This is a genomic window from Thiovibrio sp. JS02 (genome assembly GCF_053485635.1).
The window spans coordinates 3,181,624-3,200,784 of the sequence record NZ_CM130715.1 but is presented as its reverse complement, the minus strand read 5'-3'; the positions used below and the strand labels follow the sequence as shown (position 1 = coordinate 3,200,784).

At 58.2% G+C, this 19,161-nt stretch carries 18 protein-coding genes; 14 read left to right on the top strand and 4 right to left on the bottom strand.

The window, feature by feature from the left end:
* Nucleotides 1-45 precede the first annotated feature (45 nt).
* From ACUUL3_RS14660 to ACUUL3_RS14620, 9 genes are all read left to right on the top strand, one after another.
* Nucleotides 46-2,583 carry an ATP-binding protein gene (locus tag ACUUL3_RS14660; protein ID WP_448552575.1) on the top strand — a complete coding sequence of 846 codons (2,538 nt, stop codon included), beginning with the start codon at nucleotides 46-48 and terminating at the stop codon, nucleotides 2,581-2,583.
* The gene (locus ACUUL3_RS14655; protein WP_448552573.1) at nucleotides 2,580-3,947 is read left to right on the top strand and encodes a sigma-54-dependent transcriptional regulator; all 1,368 of its coding nucleotides are present in this window, start codon (nucleotides 2,580-2,582) and stop codon (nucleotides 3,945-3,947) included. Before ACUUL3_RS14660 ends, ACUUL3_RS14655 begins: the two co-directional genes overlap by 4 nt.
* A gap of 298 nt (nucleotides 3,948-4,245) precedes the next feature.
* A complete protein-coding gene (locus tag ACUUL3_RS14650) occupies nucleotides 4,246-4,686 on the top strand; it encodes a response regulator (RefSeq protein ID WP_448552571.1) in 441 nt (146 codons plus the stop codon).
* 38 nt (nucleotides 4,687-4,724) lie between these two features.
* Entirely contained in the window at nucleotides 4,725-5,207 is a 483-nt protein-coding gene (locus ACUUL3_RS14645) for a chemotaxis protein CheW (RefSeq protein ID WP_448552569.1), read from the top strand.
* 30 nt (nucleotides 5,208-5,237) lie between these two features.
* A complete protein-coding gene (locus ACUUL3_RS14640; protein ID WP_448552567.1) occupies nucleotides 5,238-6,851 on the top strand; it encodes a methyl-accepting chemotaxis protein in 1,614 nt (537 codons plus the stop codon).
* A gap of 330 nt (nucleotides 6,852-7,181) precedes the next feature.
* Nucleotides 7,182-8,465, top strand: coding sequence for a histidine--tRNA ligase (gene hisS / locus ACUUL3_RS14635; protein WP_448552565.1), 1,284 nt, complete (start codon nucleotides 7,182-7,184; stop codon nucleotides 8,463-8,465).
* Nucleotides 8,466-8,565: 100 nt separating this feature from the next.
* Nucleotides 8,566-10,350 carry an aspartate--tRNA ligase gene (gene aspS, locus ACUUL3_RS14630; protein ID WP_448552563.1) on the top strand — a complete coding sequence of 595 codons (1,785 nt, stop codon included), beginning with the start codon at nucleotides 8,566-8,568 and terminating at the stop codon, nucleotides 10,348-10,350.
* Nucleotides 10,351-10,691: 341 nt separating this feature from the next.
* Nucleotides 10,692-11,576 (top strand): DmsE family decaheme c-type cytochrome, encoded by an 885-nt coding sequence (locus tag ACUUL3_RS14625; protein WP_448552561.1) that lies wholly within the window; start codon nucleotides 10,692-10,694, stop codon nucleotides 11,574-11,576.
* Between the two features lie 12 nt (nucleotides 11,577-11,588).
* Nucleotides 11,589-13,661, top strand: a complete 2,073-nt coding sequence (locus ACUUL3_RS14620) for an MtrB/PioB family outer membrane beta-barrel protein (RefSeq protein ID WP_448552559.1) — start codon at nucleotides 11,589-11,591, stop codon at nucleotides 13,659-13,661.
* A gap of 139 nt (nucleotides 13,662-13,800) precedes the next feature.
* Here the strand turns inward: ACUUL3_RS14620 and ACUUL3_RS14615 are convergent, their stop codons facing one another.
* Nucleotides 13,801-14,193, bottom strand: coding sequence for a HEAT repeat domain-containing protein (locus ACUUL3_RS14615; protein ID WP_448552557.1), 393 nt, complete (start codon nucleotides 14,191-14,193; stop codon nucleotides 13,801-13,803).
* Between the two features lie 250 nt (nucleotides 14,194-14,443).
* On the bottom strand, nucleotides 14,444-15,046 hold the full coding sequence (locus ACUUL3_RS14610) for a PEP-CTERM sorting domain-containing protein (RefSeq protein ID WP_448552555.1): 603 nt from the start codon (nucleotides 15,044-15,046) through the stop codon (nucleotides 14,444-14,446).
* A gap of 364 nt (nucleotides 15,047-15,410) precedes the next feature.
* Here ACUUL3_RS14610 and ACUUL3_RS14605 point away from each other — a divergent pair, with 364 nt between their 5' ends.
* Nucleotides 15,411-15,947: a DUF309 domain-containing protein gene (locus tag ACUUL3_RS14605; protein ID WP_448552554.1), complete on the top strand. Its 537-nt coding sequence runs from the start codon at nucleotides 15,411-15,413 to the stop codon at nucleotides 15,945-15,947.
* 6 nt (nucleotides 15,948-15,953) lie between these two features.
* Here ACUUL3_RS14605 and ACUUL3_RS14600 read toward each other — a convergent pair whose 3' ends face one another.
* Both ACUUL3_RS14600 and ACUUL3_RS14595 read right to left on the bottom strand, forming a co-directional pair.
* Entirely contained in the window at nucleotides 15,954-16,331 is a 378-nt protein-coding gene (locus ACUUL3_RS14600; RefSeq protein ID WP_448552552.1) for a response regulator, read from the bottom strand.
* Nucleotides 16,328-16,564, bottom strand: coding sequence for a hypothetical protein (locus ACUUL3_RS14595; protein WP_448552550.1), 237 nt, complete (start codon nucleotides 16,562-16,564; stop codon nucleotides 16,328-16,330). The genes ACUUL3_RS14600 and ACUUL3_RS14595 overlap by 4 nt, the downstream gene beginning before the upstream one ends.
* A gap of 15 nt (nucleotides 16,565-16,579) precedes the next feature.
* Here ACUUL3_RS14595 and ACUUL3_RS14590 point away from each other — a divergent pair, with 15 nt between their 5' ends.
* The 4 genes from ACUUL3_RS14590 to ACUUL3_RS14575 all read left to right on the top strand — a co-directional run bounded on the left by ACUUL3_RS14590 (nucleotide 16,580) and on the right by ACUUL3_RS14575 (nucleotide 19,132).
* Nucleotides 16,580-16,954: a hypothetical protein gene (locus tag ACUUL3_RS14590; protein WP_448552548.1), complete on the top strand. Its 375-nt coding sequence runs from the start codon at nucleotides 16,580-16,582 to the stop codon at nucleotides 16,952-16,954.
* A 183-nt stretch (nucleotides 16,955-17,137) separates the two neighbouring features.
* Nucleotides 17,138-18,151, top strand: a complete 1,014-nt coding sequence (locus ACUUL3_RS14585; RefSeq protein WP_448552546.1) for a hypothetical protein — start codon at nucleotides 17,138-17,140, stop codon at nucleotides 18,149-18,151.
* Complete coding sequence (locus ACUUL3_RS14580) at nucleotides 18,138-18,704, top strand: AAA family ATPase (RefSeq protein WP_448552544.1); 567 nt, start codon at nucleotides 18,138-18,140, stop codon at nucleotides 18,702-18,704. The genes ACUUL3_RS14585 and ACUUL3_RS14580 overlap by 14 nt, the downstream gene beginning before the upstream one ends.
* Nucleotides 18,701-19,132 (top strand): NIL domain-containing protein, encoded by a 432-nt coding sequence (locus ACUUL3_RS14575; RefSeq protein WP_448552542.1) that lies wholly within the window; start codon nucleotides 18,701-18,703, stop codon nucleotides 19,130-19,132. Before ACUUL3_RS14580 ends, ACUUL3_RS14575 begins: the two co-directional genes overlap by 4 nt.
* Nucleotides 19,133-19,161 lie beyond the last annotated feature (29 nt).

The window sequence follows — 19,161 nt, the reverse complement described above, 5'->3', positions numbered from 1 at the left end:
GAACCAGCCGCAGCCAACCGCACAACCCAGAGAAGGGAGCACAGAGTGGCCTCGCCAAAAGACCTGCCGCCGGGAACAGAAAAAAACCGCGGGGCGGATATCCTGGCCCACCAGGAAAAATTCCTCAAGATCCTCGACAGCCTGGATGCCATTGTCTATGTGGCGGATATGCAGAGCCACGAACTGCTCTTTGTGAACCGCTATGCCCGGCGGCTCTTCGGGGAGATCGAGGGAGCAATCTGCTGGCAGACCCTGCAGCAGGGCCAGACCGGGCCCTGCCCCTTCTGCAGCAACGATAAGCTGCTCGACGAAAACGGCCGACCGACCGGCGAGTACGGCTGGGATCTCCGCAACACCCGGAATAATCACTGGTACCGAATGGCGGATCGGGCCATCGAATGGGTGGATGGCCGCATGGTCCGCCTGGAGATCGCCACCGATATCACCGAGCGCAAGCTGGGCCAGGAGGCGCTGGCCCGCCGCAGCCGCGCCCTCGAGATTCTGAGCAAAGGCAACGCGGCGTTAATCCGGGCTAAAACCGAAGACGATCTGCTCCATGAGATCTGCCGGCTGCTGGTGGAGGTCGGCGGCTACGGGCTGGCCTGGGTCGGCTATGCCATGCACGACCCGGAGAAATCGGTCAAGCCCGTGGCCCAATACGGGAAAGAGGGCGGCTTTCTTGCCTGTCTGCGCGCCACCTGGGCCGACGCTCTCGAAAACGGTGATCCGGCGGGCAGGGCCATTTCCTCGGGCCGACGGGTCCTCATGCCGGAAACGGCCGCTTCCGCGGCAGGCTGCGCCTGGCACCGGGAAGCGCTGAACCACGGCTTCGGCGCGGCCTTGTCTCTTCCCGTGCCGGCTGGAGCCAGCATTGTCGGCGCCCTGACCATTCATGCGGCGGGCGCCTCCGTCTTTGATGAAGAGGAGATTCTCCTGCTCGAAGAACTGGCAAACAATCTGGCTTACGGCATTCAAGCCCTGCGGGCGCGGCAGGAGGCGGAGTGCTCCCGGGCCGAGCTGACCCGGAGCAACGAGCAGCTCGCCCTGCTCCTGGATTCACTGCCGATCATCCCCTTTACCAGAATTCCGGACCGGGATTTTTCCTTCACTTACATGAGCAACGTGGTGGAATCGATCACCGGCCACCGCCCTGAACGGTTTCTTACGACCCCCAGGTTCTGGGTCGAACATCTCCACCCGGAGGACCGGATGCGCGCGGTGGTCGATCTTGAGTCCCTGCGCACACAAGAGGCACGGAAGTGCGAATGCCGCTTTCTGGCGGCCGATGGCACCTACCGCTGGTTCGCCAGCAATCTGCGGGCGGTGCGGCATGCCGATGGCTCCTTGCGCCATATCGTCGGAACCTGGCAGGATGTTTCCGATGAAAAAAAACTGCAGCTCGAGTCGGAACAGCGCCTGCGCCAGGTCATCCAGGCGGACAAACTCGCCTCCCTGGGCCAGGTCGTGGCTGGCGTTGCCCACGAAATCAACAATCCCAACAGCTTTATCACCTACAATGTGCCCCTGCTCGCGGAGTCCTGGGAAACCTTTGCCCCGGTGATCATGGAGTTCAGCCAAAACCATCCCGGGGTAAAAGCCGGCAACATCACCTTTGCGGAAATGGCGGAAGAAATGGGCGAGATCATTGCCGCCATCAAAACCGGCTCCGACCGCATCAATACCATTGTCGCCAAGCTCAAGGATTTCTCCAGGCTCGACGAGGCCGCGCCCAGCAAGCTTGTCGATATCAACAAGGTGATCAACGACTCCCTGACCATCGTCGGCGCCCAGGCCCGGAAGCTGGTCGGCAGCATCAGCGTTGACCTGGCGGAAGATCTGCCGCAATTTTACGGACATTTCCAGAAACTGGAACAGGTCGTCGCCAACCTGATCATGAACGCGGCCCAGGCCGTGGAAAGCAAGGAGACCGGGGCGATCTCCATCCGCAGCCGCTATGTCACCCGCCTGCACGCCGTCCTCGTCGAGGTTACGGACAACGGCCAGGGCATTGCCCCGGAGGAGGCCAGCCATATCTTTGATCCCTTTTTCACCACCAAACGCGCCCAGGGCGGCACCGGTCTGGGCCTCTCGGTCTCCTACGGCCTGGTCCAGGAGCACAACGGCCGCATTGCCGTTCTCTCCCGACCCGGACTGGGCACCAGATTTACGGTTTTCCTGCCCGTCGAGCGGCGGACCAGCCCCCTGGAACTGCGGCCGACCATCCTCTGCGTGGACGATGACCCCACGGTCCTGGGCCTGTTGAAATCTTTCTTTGTCGATGTGCGGAAGATGCCGGTGGAGTTCATGAAGGACGGCACGGAGGTCCTCGGCTTTCTGGAGGAACATCCGGAAATCGACATGGTCTTGAGCGATATTTCCATGCCAGGACTCAGCGGCTGGCAGCTTCTGCGGAAAATCAAGGAAAAATTCCCGCTGCTGCCGGTCGTTCTTATCTCCGGCGACCCGGTGGAAGCCCGGCAGGCCGCGGGCCAACACTGCCAAGCGGATCATTTCATGGCAAAACCCCTGGATCTTCCCAAGCTCATCTCGGTGATCAACACCATTGGCAGGCAACGGCTATGAAGATACTGCTGGTCGATGACGAACCCCTGGCCTTGAGCTCGATGCGGAGGCTGCTCAAGCGCCGCGGTTATCGGGAGGTGGAGGTCTGCGACCAGGCTCGGGACGCCGTGGCAAGGATCAGGTCCGACACCTTCGATGTGGTCTTTCTGGATCTGCTGATGCCGGATCTGGATGGCCTGCAGGTGCTGGAGGCGACGAAGCCCCACAGCCCGCGCACCGAATTCATCATGCTCACCGCGGTGGATGACGTGCATACGGCGGTGAAGGCTCTGCGGCTCGGAGCCTATGACTATCTGCTCAAGCCGGTGGACAACGAGAGGCTGGTCCTGACCCTGGAACACGCCTATGAGCGCCGGGCCCTGTTCGCCGGCCTTGCCGGTGCCATCGCCGGCAAGAGCTTGACCCTTTCAGCGGCCTTTGCCCCGATCCTCACCCAGTGCCCCCGCATGCGGGAGCTGCTGGCCTTTGCCCAGACCATGGCCAAAAGCGGAAACCCGGTGCTGATCACCGGCGAGTCCGGCACCGGCAAGGAGCTTCTGGCCAGGGCCATTCATGGGGCAGGGCCTGTTCCGGACGGCCCTTATCTGCCGGTCAATGTCGCGTCGGTGTCCGAATCCCTGTTTGAAAGCCAGTTTTTCGGCCATGCCAGGGGCGCCTTCACCGGCGCGGCCAGGGACTACCCGGGGTTTTTCGAGCAGGCCCACGGCGGTACCCTTTTTCTTGATGAAATCGGCGAACTCCCCCTGCCGCTCCAGGCCAAATTCCTGCGGGTGCTGGAGGAAAAAAAGGTGATGCGCCTCGGCGACCCGCGGCAAATTCCGGTGGAGGTCCGGATTGTTTCCGCCACCAATGTTGATCTGGACAAGGCGTGCCAGCAGGGCTTGTTCCGCCTGGATCTCATCTACCGCCTCAAATCCATCCATTTCCACCTGCCCCCCCTGCGGGAACGGGAAGGTGACATTCCTCTCCTGGCCGACCATTTCCTCAAACAAGCCGCGCTCAGGCACGGGAAAGAGGTAAAGGGCTTTCGGCCCGAGGCGCTTGCGCTTTTAGAGGGGCAGTCCTATCCAGGCAACGTCCGCGAACTGGCCCAGAAGGTGGAAACCGCGGTGCTTGTCTGCCAGGACCCCCTTGTGCCGCCCGAGGCCCTGGGCATGACGACGGCCCCCACCCCTTCCTTTGCGAGAAGGCTCTGCAGCCTCAAGGAAGATGCCGACCAGCATACCGCCTTTGTCCTCAGCCAGAGCAATGGCGACCGCAAGGTGGCCGCCCGCGTCCTCGGGGTCACGGTCCGCCAGGTGCAACGGAAGATTGCCGAGATGAAAAAAGACCCCCGCTGGGCCACCCTTCTTGATGACATTTAGGTCGCCCTGAGGCGACGTTCATGTCGCCTCCCGTATTTCGCGCGACGGAACAGGAGATTTTTACTCCTACCTTCCTTTTTATTCTCCAGTCCGGCATTCTTCCGGCGACATTTTTGTCATCTCCCACCGAGGCCTTCCTCTTCACGACCAAAAAACAAAGCCTTTGATATCGAGAGGTTGTCGCCCATCTCCGCGTTTTTTCCGCCTTGGCATCCGCCTTGCTTATTCTCTCCCTCGTCACGATGTGGCAACAACCATTGAACTCCCCGGGCAATTCCCTTTTGGCGCCAGGAAGAGCATGCATTTTCCGAAGATACAAAAAATCCTGGTGGCGGATGACAATGAAATCATGGCCCACTCCCTGGAGCGCCACCTGAAAAGAGAGGGTTTTGAGGTTGTGGTTTCCGCCGGCGGCGCCATGGCCAGGGATCTGATTCTGGCCGCCAAACTGCTGGGGGAACCATTTGACCTTGCCATCACGGACATCCGGAGGCCAGGCGGAAACGGGTTCTCCTTTATCCCCTGGCTCAACCGGGAGTTTCCCGAGGTTGCGGTGCTGCTGATTTCCGGCTTCGGAAACGCGGACCTGCTCGATTCCCACCTCAGGCCGGCCCAGGATTGCTTTCGCAAAAAACCGGTCCTGCCCGGTGAGATCGTGGCCGCCATTCTTTGCATAGAACAGAAGCGGGAAATGGCTTCCCGGCCAGGGAAGCCGCCGACAACACGCATGGAGTGCTGAAAAAAACTCTTTTGCATTTCCAGCAACCAGGAGGCCCCATGGGCGAACAAACCGAAAGCATCAGCAACGAAGGCAAGTACCTGACCTTTGGCCTCGGCGCCGAACAGTATGGCATCGGGATCTTGAAGGTCAAGGAGATCATCGGCATGATGCCGGTCACGAGCCTGCCCCAGGCCCCTGTCTATCTGCGCGGGGTCATCAACCTGCGGGGCAAGGTGATCCCGGTTGTCGACCTGAGAACGAAATTCGCCATGCCGGCCCAGGAGGCCACCGAGCGTACCTGCATCATCGTGGTCGAGGTCGGCCACCAGGGCGGCGGCCTGACCGGCCTGATGGTGGACGCTGTTTCCGAAGTGCTCGCCATCAAAAATGAACAGATCGAATCCCACTCTTCCTTGGGAGAATCTGGTTCTGGAAATATTTTGGGCCTGGCCAAGGTGCAAAGCGGCGTGAAGATCCTGCTTGATATCGAGCAGGTGATACTCCATGAATCACCCAAAGCCATACAGTGTGCCGCCTAACCGGCGGCCAACAGCAAGAAGGGGAAAACCATGTTGAATATGAGCAAGGCGACGACCATCGGGACAAAAATCAAAGGCGGCTTCGGATTTCTCGTGATTCTGGCGGTGCTGATCGGCGCCATCGGCTTCTTCAAGGCAACCCGGGTGGATACCGGGGTCAACGATCTGGACTCCACCCATCTGCCCCTGACCCTCATGATGGGGGCCGTGGCGGAAACCGCCCTGCGCCAGGAACTGGCCATGAACATGTATGCTTTGCACAGGGAAGAGCGGTTCGCCGGACGGTTCCGGGAGCTGGACGCCGCTGAAGACCAAAATTTCGCAAGGATCAAAGAGCTCATCGGCAGGGATGAGTATCTGATCGGCCAGAACTGGATCGCCAAAATCGACCAGCTGGCCGTGACCCACGATCTGTTTGTCTCCGAGGCAAAGGGGCTGCTGGCCGCGGTCGCCGCCGGCGATCAGGACGCCATCGATTCCCGCGCCGATGCAATGAGCCGGGCGGCCACCTCTTTCAAGGAAGCGGTGGCGGATTTCGAAACACGCAACAGCGAAGAGGCGAAAAGCGTGGCCAGCGAGGCCCTTGCCCAAAGCCGGAGCGCCAAAACCCTCATGGCGATTCTCAGTTTCTGCGTTCTTGTTTTCGGCATGGGCTTCGCCATGTTTCTGGTCCGGCAGATCACCCGGCCCCTGCACCGGGCCATCGAAAACCTCAACGACGGCTCGGCCCAGGTAGCCTCGGCATCCGGTCAGGTTGCCGGCGCCAGTCAGATGCTGGCGGAAGGCGCCTCCGAGCAGGCGGCGGCCATTGAAGAGACCTCTTCCGCCCTGGAGGAAATGACCGCGATGACCAAGCGGAATGCCGGCAACGCCAAGGAGGCGGACGCCATCATGCAGGAGACCATGCGGATGGTCGAGCGGGTCAATGCCTCCATGGCCTCGCTGACCGCGACCATGACCGATGTTTCCACGGCCAGCGAGGCCACCTTCAAGATCATCAAGACCATCGACGAGATCGCTTTCCAGACCAATCTGCTGGCTCTGAACGCGGCGGTCGAGGCGGCCAGGGCCGGCGAAGCAGGCGCCGGTTTCGCCGTGGTGGCCGACGAGGTGCGCAACCTTGCCATGCGGGCGGCAGAAGCGGCAAAAAACACGGCAAATCTCATTGAAGGCACGGTGAAACAGGTTCAGAACAGCAGCAGCCTGCTGGCCACCACCAATGAGGCCTTTGGCGAATTGGCCGCCCGCTCGGCCAAGATCAGTCAGCTGGTCAACGAGATCAGCGTTGCCTCGACCGAACAGGCCCAGGGAGTCGGTCAGATCAACAAAGCGGTCACGGAAATGGACAAGGTGACCCAGCAGAACGCCGCCACCGCCGAAGAATCTGCCAGCGCCGCGGAAGAACTGAGCGCCCAGGCGGAACTCATGAAGAGCACCATCCACGACATGGTCGCCATGGTTGGCGGTGCGGCGGCGAGCCGGCATCTTGCCGCAGTTCAACACCTCCGTCCGGCACCGGCGCCCGTCCCCGCACGCCGACAACCGGACAGCCAGGTACGGCGCCCGCTGCGGGCGCTTGCGCCGCAGCCCTTTATCCCACTTGAGACAGAGGAGGAATTTGCCGATTTCAGCACGACGGCATAGCCGCGAAGACGTGGCGATACCGAGGGGTGCATTCCCCTGGCCCGGCCACGAAAACCGGTTTGGCCAGTGGTTTTCAGCCCGGAGACACATCCAATGCCGCCTGGCGGCATAGCCGTGACGACGGCGTCTTTTCAGGAAACGGCGGGGCCTTCGGGCAACCCGCCGTTTCTCTTTCCGTTCCTGCCCTGCCAGCGGCCGCCCCTTCCGCTCCCATCTGCCTGCTTGACTTTTAGGCGGAGGTGGGATAAGAATGCATGTTTTTCTCCCATTTTTCTTGAGTTAGGACGTTTTTCCGGGGCAGCCCGGGCGTTTTTTTCCGTGAGGAACGTGATGACCATTCAGGCTCTGAAAGGTTTTAAGGATATCCTGCCCGACGAGGTCGTGCTCTGGCAGCATATCGAGGCAACGGCCAGGAACATCTTTCACCGGTTCGGCTTCGCCGAGATCAAGGTGCCGATCCTGGAAAAAACCGAGCTTTTTGCCCGCTCCATCGGCGAGGCCACCGACATCGTGGAAAAGGAGATGTATTCCTTTAGCGACCGCAACGGCGATTCGGTGACCATGCGGCCGGAGGGGACCGCCTCGGTGCTGCGCGCCTTCATCGAGCATGGCCTCTCGGCAAAGCTGCCGGTGCAGCGCCTCTATACCATCGGCCCCATGTTCCGGCACGAACGGCCGCAGAAAGGGCGGCTCAGACAGTTCCATCAGATGAGCGTCGAGGTGTTGGGCCTGGACCATCCCCGTCTCGATGCGGAAGTGATGGCCATGGCCTGGCTGATCCTCGGGGAGCTTGGGCTTTCCGTGAGCCTGCAGATCAACTCCCTGGGCTGCCCGGCCTGCCGGCCCGCCTATAAGAAAGCCCTGGTCGACTTTGTCTCGGCGCGGAAAGAACGGCTCTGCGACGATTGCCGGCGCCGCAGCGTCAGCAATCCCCTGCGGGTGCTCGACTGCAAGAGCGGACACTGCCAGGAGCAGTATAAAGACGCCCCCTTAATCCTCGACCATCTCTGCGCAGAGTGCGCCGACCATTTCGGCAAAACCCGCGCCAGCCTCGACCTGCTCGGAATTCCCTATACGGTAAACGCCTTCATGGTCCGGGGCCTGGATTACTACACCCGCACCACCTTCGAGCTCGTCACCGACGCCTTGGGCGCCCAGAGCGCCGTGGGCGCGGGCGGCCGCTACGACGGCCTGGTCGAGCAGCTGGGCGGCCCGAAAAACATGCCCGGCATCGGCTTTGCAATGGGCATGGAGCGGCTGGTTCTCCTCCTTGCCCAGCAGAACGGCGAGGCCGCCATGGCCGCCGTTACGGATCTCTTTGTCGCGGCCCTGGGCGAAAGCGCCGCCGTTGCGGCCTTCCCCCTGATCCATCTCCTGCGCCGCCAGGGGCTGACGGTTGCCACCGACCTTGAGGGCAAGAGCTTAAAAAGCCAGATGAAACAGGCGGACCGGGCCCGGGCCCGCTTCACCCTGATCCTGGGTGAGGAGGAGCTGGCAAGAGGCGAGGCGGTCTTGCGGGACATGGCGAGCAAGGAGCAGCAGACCCTGAAGCTTGCCGGGGATCCGGAAACGGCATGCGCCGCGATCAGCGCGGCAATCAGCGGAAAACAGTGAGGAATTCGGAAGCAAGAACGCGGAATTAAGAAAATTCGCATCTCTGCCTTCTCCATTCTGCATTTTTAATTTTTAATTATCACCCAAAAGGAGCAGTCCTATGGAATCCATGGGAGGACTCAAGCGCAGTCACCATTGTAATGCATTGACCCACGCCGATGTCGGCAAAGAGATCGTTCTCATGGGCTGGGTGCTCAGGCGCCGCGACCATGGCGGGGTGATCTTCATCGACCTGCGCGACCGCTGGGGCCTCACCCAGATCGTCTTCAATCCCGAGATCAATGCCGAGGTGCATGCCAAGGCGCATGGCATCCGAAGCGAGTGGGTTCTTGCCATCCGGGGCAAGGTGCATCCCCGACCCGAGGGCATGGTCAACCCCAAGCTGGCCACCGGCGAGATCGAGATCCTGGTGGACGAGCTGCGCATTTTGAACCAGAGCAAGACCCCGCCCTTCCCGCTGGACGAGGAAACCGAAGTCTCCGACACCCTGCGCCTCAAGTACCGCTACATCGACCTCCGCCGGCCCCATATGGCGGAAAGCCTCATCATGCGTCACAAGGCGGCCCAGGCAATCCGCACCTTTCTTAACGGCGAGAACTTCCTCGAAATCGAAACCCCGGTGCTGACCCGCTCCACCCCGGAGGGCGCCCGGGATTATCTGGTGCCCAGCCGGGTCAATCCGGGAAAATTCTACGCCCTGCCGCAGTCGCCGCAGCTCTTCAAACAGCTGTTGATGGTGGCGGGTATGGACCGCTACTATCAGATCGTCAAATGCTTCCGGGACGAGGATCTCCGCGCCGACCGCCAGCCCGAGTTCACCCAGGTGGACATGGAGCTTTCCTTTGTCGAGGAAGAGGATATCTACGCGGTTGGCGAGGGGCTGATGAAGCGGTTGTTCAAGGAAACCATCGGCCTGGAGCTGACCCTGCCCTTCCCGCGCATGACCTATCACGAGGCCATGAACCGCTACGGTTGCGACAAGCCCGACACCCGCTTCGGCCTGGAACTGATCAGTCTCACCGAACAGGTCAAAAACTGCGGCTTCCAGGTCTTCCGCAACGTGGTGGAAAAAGGCGGCATGGTGAAAGCCATCAACGCCAAGGGCTGCGCCCATTTTTCCAGAAAGGATCTGGATGACCTCACCGCCCATGTGGCCAACTTCGGCGCCAAGGGCCTGGCCTGGGTCAAGGTGAAGCCGGACGGCGAATGGCAATCGCCCATCGCCAAGTTCTTTTCCGATGAGGAGCGCGCCGCCATGGCCAGGACCCTGGACGCCCAGGCGGACGACCTGCTCTTCTTTGTCGCCGACCAGGCGGGCGTGGTGCACCAGGCCCTCTCGGAGCTGCGCCTGGAGCTGGGCCGCAGACTGAACCTCATCGACAGGAAGCGGTTCAATTTCCTCTGGGTCTGCGATTTTCCGCTTCTTGAGTACGATCACGAGGCAAAACGGCACGTGGCCGTGCACCATCCCTTCACCGCGCCCAATGAGGAGGATATCCCGTTGCTGGAAACCGAGCCGGGTAGAATGCGCAGCCGCGCCTACGATCTGGTTTTAAACGGCACCGAGATCGGTGGCGGCTCCATCCGCATCCACCAGCAGGAGATGCAGGACCGGGTCTTTGCCGCCCTGGGAATCTCCAAGGAAGAGGTCGTCGACAAGTTCGACTTCCTCATCAAGGCGCTGGAGCTGGGCGCTCCGCCGCATGGCGGCATGGCCTTCGGCCTGGACCGGTTGATGATGATCCTTTTAGGCCGCGACTCCATCCGCGACGTGATCGCCTTCCCGAAAACCCAGAAAGCCACCTGCCCCCTCACCGACGCGCCGGCCGCGGTGGCAAGAAGGCAGCTCACCGAACTGGCCCTGCGGCCGGACTGGAAGGAATAGCAGCCTTCAATTTTTCGCAGCGCACTGCCTGCTGGTGGTCAGGATCTTTGCCACCATCCCGTTTGAACGCAGAAGCCTCTTCGCTGATCAGGCTTCTGCGTTCACTCTTCCCTCGCATCCACGTATTTCCCCCCTTTCGCCTTCTCTGCAAAAACCGGAAGATAAAATCATGGACATTCAAGTTGTTAATTAATTTCCAATTGGCTGTTTTTTCGAAAAAATTTCGCTTGACAAATTGTCGCGCCTGACTGACAAGGGAGGGAAGAGTATGGTGGAGACCGGCTGTTGTCGTATTGGCGTTGCCACGTTGCCACTATCTAAAAAAGGGAGGAGACAAGAACATGCAAGAAAACGTTTTCCGACAGATGAGAAGGTACGCGCGGACTGCGGCTTTGTGTCTGAGCGCGGCGGGAGTCCTGGTGCTCGGTGGAGCAGCGACTGCCACCTCGGCGACGGACGCGGGAGGAGCTTGTGTTGGTTGCCATGAGCAGGCAACGGCCAGTTTCAACGCCTCCTACCATGCCCGGATCTGGCAAGGGGCCAATGGCTGCCAATCATGCCATGGCGCAACGGATCAGCACACGGCTGCCCCGTCCCAAAAAACCGTCATCTCCTTCAGCAAGGATGGCGGCCGTTCCGCCGAGGAAATGAGCGCGCAGTGCCTGAGCTGCCATGCATCCACCTCATCACATCTCTCCCTGTGGGACATGGGAGCGCACAGCCGCAATGACGTGGGCTGCATTTCCTGCCATGACATCCACACCGGGCGCTCGACCGTAAAACAACCGGACATCTGTTTTACCTGCCATCGGGATAGGCGTTCCGATGCCAACAAGATGTCTCACCACCCGATCATCGAAGGCAAGGTCAAGTGTTCCGACTGCCATAACACCCATGGCTCGCTGGCTCCCGGCATGATTGCCGCCGAAAGCATCAACCAGCTCTGCTACAAATGCCATGCCGACAAACGCGGCCCCTGGATCTGGGAGCATCCGCCTGTGGAGGAGAACTGCGCCATCTGCCATACCCCGCACGGCAGCCGCCATGAAAATCTGATGGTGGAAAAAATTGTCAATCTCTGCCAGAACTGCCATGACGACAGACGACATCACACCTCCGTCAATGATGGGGCAAGTACGTCACACTACGTACTCAAGCGCGGCTGCCTCGAATGCCATCATTCCATACATGGTTCCGCCAATTTCAATCGATCCTTCACCCGATAAAGGAGGCAGGCAATGAAGAAGAAAATCTATTCTGCTGTTATTTTGCTTTCGCTTGCCGCCCCTGCAATGGTTCTTGCGGCGGAAGAAGGTAAAACCGAGGTGCATGGCCTTGTTGAAATGGGAGTTCGCGCAGTTGACAGCAATGCAAACAGCGCCTTTTTTGAGGAATTCCGGGATCTGGACGATGGATTTTTGGGCGAGATCCAGCTCGATGTGTTGAAAGGCGCCTACTTTTTCCAGTTTGACGCGGAAAATCCGGGCGCGGATGACCAGTCCTTCCAACTTAAGGGGGGAGAATACGGCAACTTCAAATACAAGTTTAATTACGAAGAAATGCCGCACAACTACACCTTTGATGCCATAACTCCGTTCACGGGGGTGGGCACAAGAAATATTACGGTTGTCGGCACACCGGCAGACACCTCCACCTGGACAAAATTTGATTATAAGGTTGAGCACAAGACTTATGGCGGTGAGGTGGAAATCTCGCTTCACTCGCCGTTTTATCTCAATGTCGGCGCGGAAAAGCGTGAACAGAACGGTCTACGCCCTTACAGCGTCGTCACAGAGCACACCAATGCCGCTGGCCGCAAATACGCCGAGGTTCCTGAACCCATTTCCAATACCACCGATAATCTGCACCTCAAAGCCGGTTTTCTTGGAGAATCGATTTCCGCATCCCTTGCAGGTTATCTGAGTTCATTCAGCAACGATAATAAATATTTTACCCGCAGCGACGTGGGCGCGGCGGACAGTGATGTTGATAAAAACAACGTGCTTGCCCCGGATAACGACTATGGCAAGATCGCTGGCGACTTCAGTTGGCGGGGTCTGCCTCTTGGGTCCGTGTTGGCCGCCGGCTTGAGTTATGCCAACCTGGAAAATGATTTCTCCGCTGCGGATATCAATTACAGCACGGCGATGCTGGCATCACTTGCCAACCTGAACCGCACGAACTTTTCTGGCGACATTGATTACACAAACGCCTCTCTTGCCCTCAGCTCCAGGCCGTTGGACAAACTGGACACAAAGATATATTACACCTACCTTGAACGCGACAACAACTCGTCCGTTATCTCTTATGGTACCACTCCTGCCGCCGATATAACCAACAACGGCCGTGAGCTTCTCAGTTATGACAAGGACTCTTTCGGCATTGATATCGGTTATCGGTTGCCCAACAAAACCAAACTGGATGCAGGGTACGGGTATGAGAATATCGACCGTTCGACCGCGCTGCCGGCATATACGGAAGTGGCAGGTTACTATAATCGGTATGATAATCCCGAATCGACCACTGACGATACCATCTATGTTGGCCTTAAAAACAGCTATCTTGACTGGTTGACCGCAAAAATCAAATACGCCAGACTGGATCGAGATTCCGATCTCAATACAAGTGCTGTCGCTGACCCGACCATCTACACAACCCGGTTCGATGCCCTAGACAAGACCATGGATGAATGGAAACTGGCCTTTGAGCTCTATCCTGCCGACAATCTTGATCTGGGCCTGGATTTTACGTTCCAGGACAATGACTATGATTGGAGCAACTCAAGCCGCACGGATGATAAGCGGCAGAAAGTGTACGCCGATATCACTTGGCACGCCGTCAAGTCCGTCACCATGAGCGGCTTTGTCGGCTTTGAAAACACTGAAATCAACACAAATAAGCGCACCAATCTTGCGCTTACTCCCGACAGAACCGAATCGAGTGACGACGATTTCTGGACCTATGGCCTATCGGCTAGCATAGCGGCAACCGAGCAGTTGTCCTTTGCCGTCGCCTGGCAGTATGAGGATTCGGACGGTTCTGTGAATTTCACAGACTTGGGAGGTGGTCCGTTCGTAAGCATTACTGAATTTGACGATTACACCAAGAAACGATTGGAGACAAAGGCCATCTACGCCATCGACCCCAAACTGAAAATAACGGTTGGGTATCTGTACGAGAAACTTGAATATAAAGACTACACCTATAGCGATTATACAAATATTTCCGGGACTGATTATGTCAGCGGCTTGTATGCCGATCCAGATTACGAGGCCAATGTCGGTTACCTGATGGTTTCTTACGGCTTCTAAGCTCAAGTACGCAAGATCCGGCTATACAGAAAAGGGGATGCCCATTCGGGCATCCCCTTTTTTTGATTCTCTTGCTCTTTTCAACCCTTCTGCCACGCTTGCCCATTGAAGTCCTGTCTTGAGCACCTTGGCCGTGCGCTTAGGCACCATTTCCCAGGATGTCGGCGACAATTTCGCGGATCTGCGCTTCCGGATCGTCGGCCAGGGGACTGATGTGGGCTAAGGCCTCAGGAGTACCGATGATGCCCAGGATGTTCACCGCCTCGCCTCGTATCCAGGGAGTTTCCGCGGCCAACAGGGGGAGGAGGGAAGGGGTCGCCAGGGCGATCTCCGCCGGCCGTATGGCCTTCAGCTCCTCAAAGAGAACGGCCACGCCCATGCGCACCATGAAACGCTCATCCTGCAGCAATTCGCCGGTGAGGCGATAATGGGACGGATCCTGCTTGAACATGGCCATGATGTTCTCCACATGGCCCATTTCCAGGAAGTCGCCAATCACCTTGATGAGTTCTCTGTCGTTGTCGTCAACCATCCTCTTTCCGTCCTCGATGACATACCGCCTCGTTGTCAGCCCCCGTCATTTAATCCTGAACGCCTGGCCAGGGGTGACTCCCGGTCCGGCTGCTGTATTACTGATTATCCCCCCTGAAGTCAACTTCCTTTTCCCGCCTTGGCCGCTCAGGCTGGATGGCGTCCTCCTCGCTGCCGGCTGGTTTGCCGGAAATAAAAAAAGGCGGAGTCCGAAGACTCCGCCTTTTTCGGTCGATCTGCGGCAGGGATGATCAGGCGTTGTTTTTTCTCCGCAGCCGTTTGCCGGCAAGACCGACAAGACCGGTGCCGAAAAGCAGCATGGTGGCCGGCTCCGGCACCTCTGCGCCGTCAGCATCGGTAACGATGTTGTCGAACTGATGAAAGGCATATTGCTGGGTCCAGGTCACCTTTGTCAGGTCCGCAAAGCCGCTGAAGCTGAAGGTCTGGAAGGAACTGAGATCGTTGGTGGCAAAGAAGGCGTCGAGATTGAAGGTCTGCGAGATGGTGCCGCCGCCGAACAGGGTGCCGACAAAGGTCACCGGCGCATTGTAAGAGCCGTTCAGCTCCCCGAGATCGATGGAGTTCAAGGAAAAGGTTCCCCCGTCGGAACGGACCAGCTCGGTGACGCCGTCGATGGTATTGTTGAAAAGCGCGGTGCTGCCGAGATATCTGGACTCCAGGGTGCCAAAGGTGGCAAAGGCAAAAGGAGAGGAAAGGTTGTTCAGGGTAAAACCATCCTCTGAATAGGTGAAGCCGTGGTCAGCTATCCCGCCGTCGATGTGCTCAAGGGTCTGAAAATCAATGACCGCGGCGGCCGCCACAGTGGAGATTCCGGCCACCAGCAGTGCCGCCATAAGCCCAGCTGCATATTTTTTCCGCATATTTTCCCTCATGTTGGTGAATTTGTGAGTTTGCCTCTTCCGCGACCATTTTTTGGTGATACTTGGTTATTGCAAAAAATGCACCACAATGGCCCTGCCCAATCAGCTATTGAAAATAGCATTGAATTCAACAGGTTGCCATAAGGACGACAAGAAGATCCCGCCCTCTAGCGGCGGACGCGCGGTCCGGATATTCGGAAAACAAGAATGGAAAATCGGAAAAGCGGGCACTTTAGGTGCTGTTCCCTTGCCGCGGCCGCAGCCGCTCCCTTCCGGATCCTGGAGGCAGTGACGAATTTTTCTTTTCTCCCGCCCTTTCCCCTGGTAGTTTTTCCCCATGGAACCCTGTCAATTCGAGCCCTTTCAGGATCGCCTGAGCCGCGACATCAGAAACGCGCTTTCCGAGACCATCGCCCCGGTGCTGGCGGAGAATGATCTCGCGCCGGCCCTGGCGGTTGCCAGGCGTTATCTGGCCATGGATCTGCCTCCTTGTTATGGCGATTACATTCGCGATCGTCTGACCCGCTATGCCCAGGCCCTGGAAATCATCCGGCAAAATGGCCACGGAGACGCGTTTACGGAGGCAATGGTGCTTTGGGACCTCGGACTCTTTTTTGAAGTCCACGAGGTCTTGGAAGAGGCATGGAATGAAGCGCGGGGGGAAGAAAAAAAGATTTTGCAGGCCCTGATCCGGGCGGCGGGATTTTATATCAAGCTGGAATACGGCTACGAAGAGGCGGCGGCCAAGATGGCGGCGCGGGCGGTTGCGGCTCTGGAAAAAAATCGGCAGGCGGTGCCTGCCGGAATAAACCTCGAACTGCTTTTGGAAAAACTGAAAGGGCTTGCGCAAATCCCTCCGAAACTGCGTCGTTAACCCAGCTTACTGGATCACCTGAATGATTTTTTTTTCGAGGATCTCCAGGGTAAATGGCTTCAGGATCATCTCGTTGACCTTGAGCTGCAGGGCCATGCTGATCCTGGCGGCGGTCGCCTCGGCTGTCACCATGATGAAGGGAATGTCCTTTAAAAAATCGCTGCCGCGCACCTCGCGCAGCAGCTCCACCCCGCTCATGACCGGCATGTTCCAGTCTGAGATGATGAGGTCTATTTTTTTCGACTGCAATACCGTGAGCGCCACACTGCCGTCTTCCGCTTCGTGAATCCTGGCAAAGCCCATCCTCTGGAGCTGCATCTTCATGATATTGCGAACCACCGCGGTGTCGTCCACTATGAGAATATCGAGATTGCGTTTGGTCATGGCGGCAATTTCCCGTTCGCTTTTTCTTTTCTGCTTCCAATTATCTCTTCGGGATTGTTTGCAAAAAAAATGAATACTATTTTTGCCGGCCCGGCCAACCGCGGCTGCTGCTTTTCGGGTTGCGCTTTGCGTTTATTTTCCCTGCCGCCCGGAAAAAGTTTGGGAACCCTTTTCTGAACACCGCGTTTCATCGTATAATGGCTGTACTCTTCACGGCTGAATAACCCCTTCATAAGGAGAATGACCCCATGCAGGCTTCATTGCGCGAAAAATCCATTTTGCTTGCCGCGGCGCTGTTGCTCACCCTGACCATCCTGCCGGCTTCTTCCTGGGCCCGTGGCGGCGGAGGCGGCGGCGGTGGCGGCAGCCATTCCGGCGGTGGTGGCGGCAGCCACAGCTCAGGGTTTTCTTCGGGCCGGGCGGCCGAGGACGGCAGGGGCGATATGGACCGGGACCAGGACCGCTATCAGGACTCCGAAAAGGAACGGGCCACGCAAAAACAAAAGTCCAAACAGAAGCAAAACAACGTCGATGAAAACGGCACCGGCGAGCAATACCAGTATCAGCATCAGGAGCAATACAAGACGCAGAGCCAGGAAGGCGGCCAACAGAAGGGCAGGTAACCTCTTTCCGGCCCGGCTGTTTGCTCAAGACCATGCCCTCCAGGCGGCCCCGCAAAGGGCCGCCTTTTTTTCGTCCCTGCTCAGCCTTCTCCAGGGTTTACGGAAGCCGGCGATTCTGTTAAGGTGACACCTTATTTTTTCGCCATCGCATTGGCTTACCGTTTTCCGTTATCGAGGTCGCCCATGGTTGAAGCAAACCTGCCCGCCTTTATCCGTTTCCTGCTCACTTCCGAGGCCTATCCCCATCCTGCCCCGGAAGTGAAGCTGATACAGACCCATATTTCCTATGTCCTCCTGGCCGGTGATTTTGTCTACAAAATCAAAAAGCCCGTGGATTTCGGCTTTCTCAACTTCACCACCCTGGAAAAACGCAAATACTTCTGTGAACAGGAACTCACCCTGAACCGTCGCCTTTGCCCCTCGCTCTATCTGGGCCTTGTCGCCGTCAATCAGGAGGGTGAAAAATTTTCCCTGGCTGGACCGGGCTCTCCGGTGGAGTATGCGGTGAAGATGGCCAGAATGCCCGAGGAAAAAATGATGGGCAGGGTGATCGCCCAAGGCAAGCTCAGCAGGGAAACCATTGACCGCATTGTCGCCCTTCTGGTCCCTTTCTACCAGAAGGCGGAGGGCGGCAGCGAGATCAGAAAATTCGGCACCTCCCAGGCGGTCAGCGTCAATGTTCTGGAAAATTTCGCACAGACTTCCGCCTTCATCGGCTGCCCTGCCTTGAGCCAGGAGCAGTACGAGGCGATCAGCGCCTATGCCAGAACTTTTCTGGCCCGGGAAGAACTTTTTGCAAGTCGTATCGCTGCCGGCCGCATCCGGGACTGCCATGGCGACCTCTACTCGGCCAACATCTGCCTCGATGACCCCATCCATATCTACGACTGCATCGAATTCAACCAGCGGTTTCGTTACTGCGACGTGGCAAGCGACGTGGCCTTTCTGGCCATGGACCTGGACTATCATGGCCTAAGCGAACTTTCCGCCTACTTTATCGACAGCTTCTCCAAGGCGGCGGGCGATGAGTCCCTCAAGACCATGCTCAACTTCTACAAATGCTACCGCGCCTATGTCCGGGGCAAGATCGGCCTCTTTACCGCCCATGCCCCGGAGGTGGATGCCGCGACCAAGGCCACCTGCCTGGATCAGGCGAAACAATACTTCGCCCTTGCCGAACGCTATGCCGCAGCCTGAACTTTTTGTTTTCTTCGGCCTGATCGCCACCGGGAAAAGCACGGTTGCCCAAGCCTGGGCAAGCAGCCGCGGTCTTGCCTACCACAACTCCGACGTGGTGCGCAAACAGCTGGCAGGCCTTTCTCCCACCGCCAGTCAACGCGACGCCGTTGACCAGGGCATCTATAGCAGGGAATTTTCGCAAAAAACCTATGCGGCATTACTCTCAAGAGCCCGCGAGGATATTGCAGCCGGCAGGGGTACCGTGCTCGACGCATCCTATCAGAGCCGCGCAGAGCGCGCCGCTGTCCGGGATCTTGCGCGAAGCCTTGCGATTCCGGTATACTTTGTTCTCTGTGTATGCCCGGAAGAGGAAATGAGACGCCGCATGGAGAAAAGGGCTCTTGACCCCAATGCCGTCTCCGACGGCCGTTGGGAAATCTACCTGAAACAGAAGGAGCGCTTCGAAGCGCCCGACGAGTTGCCGGGCGGCGCTTTTTTTACCGTATCCACCGATATGCCCGTGGATGTGATTTTAGGATATCTTTCTTCCTTGCTGGAGGCCAATGCATGAATACCCGCCTGTATGTTCTGAAGTTTCCCAAAGAGGTCATTGACCAGCCGATTATCTGCAATCTGGTGAAAAAATACGACCTGCAGTTCAACATCCTCAAGGCCACCATCCTCTTGCAGCAGGAAGGCGTCATGGTCATCGAGTTTGTCGGCCACAAGGCCAATGTGAAAAAGGGCATGGCCTATCTCAATGAGATGGGCGTGAAGGTGCAGAGCCTGTCCGGCAATATCCGCCGGGATGATGAGAAATGCTATCAGTGCGGGGCCTGCACCGGCATTTGCCCCACCGGCGCCCTTTCCCTGCACCGGCCCGATATGGCGGTTGTTTTCGACGAGGACAAGTGCACGGCCTGCGGCCTCTGCGTTTCCGTCTGCCCGGCCCGGGCCATGGAGGTTTCCTTGAACGGCGACATCGATATCGCCGCCTGATTACAACATCACCGTGACAAAGGGGGCCG

Bases quoted from the DNA above. Each gene is read 5' to 3' on its own strand.
- ACUUL3_RS14625 (WP_448552561.1), top strand. From the start codon at position 10,692: ATGCAAGAAAACGTTTTCCGACAGATGAGAAGGTACGCGCGGACTGCG.
- ACUUL3_RS14580 (WP_448552544.1), top strand. From the start codon at position 18,138: ATGCCGCAGCCTGAACTTTTTGTTTTCTTCGGCCTGATCGCCACCGGG.
- ACUUL3_RS14655 (WP_448552573.1), top strand. From the start codon at position 2,580: ATGAAGATACTGCTGGTCGATGACGAACCCCTGGCCTTGAGCTCGATG.
- ACUUL3_RS14600 (WP_448552552.1), bottom strand. From the start codon at position 16,331: ATGACCAAACGCAATCTCGATATTCTCATAGTGGACGACACCGCGGTG.
- ACUUL3_RS14610 (WP_448552555.1), bottom strand. From the start codon at position 15,046: ATGGCGGCACTGCTGGTGGCCGGAATCTCCACTGTGGCGGCCGCCGCG.
- ACUUL3_RS14585 (WP_448552546.1), top strand. From the start codon at position 17,138: ATGGTTGAAGCAAACCTGCCCGCCTTTATCCGTTTCCTGCTCACTTCC.
- ACUUL3_RS14650 (WP_448552571.1), top strand. From the start codon at position 4,246: ATGCATTTTCCGAAGATACAAAAAATCCTGGTGGCGGATGACAATGAA.
- ACUUL3_RS14620 (WP_448552559.1), top strand. From the start codon at position 11,589: ATGAAGAAGAAAATCTATTCTGCTGTTATTTTGCTTTCGCTTGCCGCC.
- ACUUL3_RS14640 (WP_448552567.1), top strand. From the start codon at position 5,238: ATGTTGAATATGAGCAAGGCGACGACCATCGGGACAAAAATCAAAGGC.
- ACUUL3_RS14590 (WP_448552548.1), top strand. From the start codon at position 16,580: ATGCAGGCTTCATTGCGCGAAAAATCCATTTTGCTTGCCGCGGCGCTG.
- ACUUL3_RS14605 (WP_448552554.1), top strand. From the start codon at position 15,411: ATGGAACCCTGTCAATTCGAGCCCTTTCAGGATCGCCTGAGCCGCGAC.
- ACUUL3_RS14645 (WP_448552569.1), top strand. From the start codon at position 4,725: ATGGGCGAACAAACCGAAAGCATCAGCAACGAAGGCAAGTACCTGACC.
- ACUUL3_RS14575 (WP_448552542.1), top strand. From the start codon at position 18,701: ATGAATACCCGCCTGTATGTTCTGAAGTTTCCCAAAGAGGTCATTGAC.
- ACUUL3_RS14595 (WP_448552550.1), bottom strand. From the start codon at position 16,564: ATGAAGGGGTTATTCAGCCGTGAAGAGTACAGCCATTATACGATGAAA.
- ACUUL3_RS14615 (WP_448552557.1), bottom strand. From the start codon at position 14,193: ATGGTTGACGACAACGACAGAGAACTCATCAAGGTGATTGGCGACTTC.
- hisS (WP_448552565.1), top strand. From the start codon at position 7,182: ATGACCATTCAGGCTCTGAAAGGTTTTAAGGATATCCTGCCCGACGAG.
- aspS (WP_448552563.1), top strand. From the start codon at position 8,566: ATGGAATCCATGGGAGGACTCAAGCGCAGTCACCATTGTAATGCATTG.